Raw genomic sequence first — 2,285 nt, forward strand, 5'->3', positions numbered from 1 at the left:
CACCTATATGCGGCAGGACCAAAAGGGCATTCTGCTCGGCATTTACGAAATTGACCACGAGCATTGGATGATGGACGGCGCGCCCTGGGAATACGGGTTCGAGCTGCAGCAGGAAGACCCCGACAGGATCGAACGCGAACTGACCCTGGGCTTTGAGCGCTACCCGGCGCTGCAGACCACCGGCGTGAAAACCTGGGTCAACGGCGCCTTCACCTTTGCCCCCGACGGCAACCCGCTGGTTGGCCCGGTGCGCGGCAAGCCCGGCTACTGGTGCGCCTGCGGCGTGATGGCGGGTTTCCTGCAGGGCGGCGGCGTTGGCAAATCCTTGGCCGAGTGGATGATCCATGGCGAGCCCGAGGCCGATGTCTTTGGCATGGATGTGGCCCGTTTCGGCGACTACGCCCAGAACAAGCGCTTTATCAAGGAAACCACCGGCCAGTTCTACACCCGTCGCTTCGTGATGACCTACCCGAACGAGCAGCTGCCCGCCGGCCGCCCGTTGAAGAAGGCGCCCGCCTATTCGGACATGACCGCCGCAGGCTGCCGCTGGGGCGCCAGCTACGGGCTGGAAATACCGCTCTATTTCGCGCCTTCCGAAGACTTCACTGAAACCCCGACCCTGAAACGCTCCAACGCCTTTGAAATCGTCGCAGATGAATGCAAGGCGGTACGCGAGACCGTTGGCCTCTTGGACATCTCCGCCTTCTCCCGCTTTGAGGTCTCAGGCGCGGGCGCCGAGGCCTGGCTTGACCGCATCATGGCCTCGAAACTGCCCAAACCCGGCCGCGCCAAACTGGCGCCGATGCTGTCCCCCGAAGGCCGCCTGAAGGGCGACCTCACCGTGTTCAACTGGGGAGATGGAACCTGGTGGATCATGGGCAGCTACTACCTGCGCGAATGGCACATGCGCTGGTTCCAGGACCACAAGGGCGAGGGCGTCGCGGTGCGCGACGTGACTGATGCCATCACCGGTTTCAGCCTCGCAGGCCCCAACAGCCGCAAGGTGCTGGAAAAGCTGACAGACGGCCCCATCGCAGACTTGCCCTTCATGGGCTGCGGCACTTTCGACATCGGGATGCTGCGCCTCAAAGTGGGCCGCCTCTCGGTCGCCGGTGAGCTGGGCTATGAACTCCACTGCTCCGCCGCTGAGCACATCACCCTGCGCGAAACCCTGCTGGAAGCGGGCGCGGACCTTGGCATCCGCGAATACGGCTTCAACGCGCTGCTCAGCCTGCGGCTGGAAAAGAGCTTCGGTATCTGGAGCGCGGAATTCACCCAAGGCTACACTGCGGCGCAAACCGGCATGGACCGCTGGATCAACTGGAACAAGGACTTTATTGGCCGCGAGGCCGCATTGAAGGAACGTGAGGCGGGCGGCCCGGCGCAGGTCGTAGTAACACTGGAAGTCGAGGCCACAGACGCCGATGCCAGCGGCTATGAACCGGTCTGGCAGGGAGATAAGCGCGTCGGCTTTGTCACCTCCGGCGGCTATGGCCACACACTGGGCAAATCGCTTGCCATGGCAATGGTGGACCGCGACGCCGCTGAAGAAGGTAGCAAACTGACAGTGCATATCGTCGGTCAGGAGCGTGCCGCCCGCGTGATTGCACCCTCCCCCTACGACCCTTCCGGCAAAGCGATGAGAGGCTGACCCCATGACCATCGAAAACCAAGGCAATGCTCGCGGACGCCGGCGCCGGGGCCGCGGGGGTGAAGCTACCCCTGCCCCGCAGCGCAATGTAAACTACCGCCAGCTGAAGAACCCTTTCCCGCTGATGGAGGTCTTCCCGGAGCATCAGATCGCGGACATGCATGAAACCGCACTGAAAATGCTGGAAGAGCTGGGCATGAAGGTGCTGCTGCCCGAGGCCCGCAAGATCTACGCCAAAGGCGGCGCCCGTGTCGATGAAGACACTGAGATGGTCTATATTGGCCGCGAAATTATCGAGGCTGCGCTGACCACCGCGCCACGCTCCATCACCTGCCGGGCAGGCACGCGGGAGCGCGACATCACGCTGGAGCTCGGCAGCCTGGTGTTCCAGGCAGGCGCCGGTGCGCCCAATGCCACCGATCTGGAACGCGGACGCCGCCCCGGCTCAGCCCAGGACTATCTAGAGTACCTCAAGCTCACCCATCACTTCGACGTCTTCCACATGATCTCGCCCCAGGTGGAGCCGCAGGACGTGCCCGTGCACCTGCGCCACTACTTCACCACCGAGGCGCAGATGACGCGGACCGACAAATTCCCCTTCATCTTCTCGCGCGGCACGCCGCAGGTGATGGAC

2 protein-coding genes are annotated in these 2,285 nt (G+C 63.4%); both read left to right on the top strand.

The window, feature by feature from the left end:
- Positions 1–1,651, top strand: a 1,651-nt coding sequence (locus A2I95_RS32245; protein WP_291736390.1) for an FAD-dependent oxidoreductase, incomplete at its 5' end; no start/stop codon positions are given.
- 4 nt (positions 1,652–1,655) lie between these two features.
- Positions 1,656–2,285 (top strand): trimethylamine methyltransferase family protein (locus A2I95_RS32250; protein ID WP_291736392.1); only part of this gene is annotated, 630 nt, incomplete at its 3' end.

This window comes from Leisingera sp. F5 (assembly GCF_001593695.1).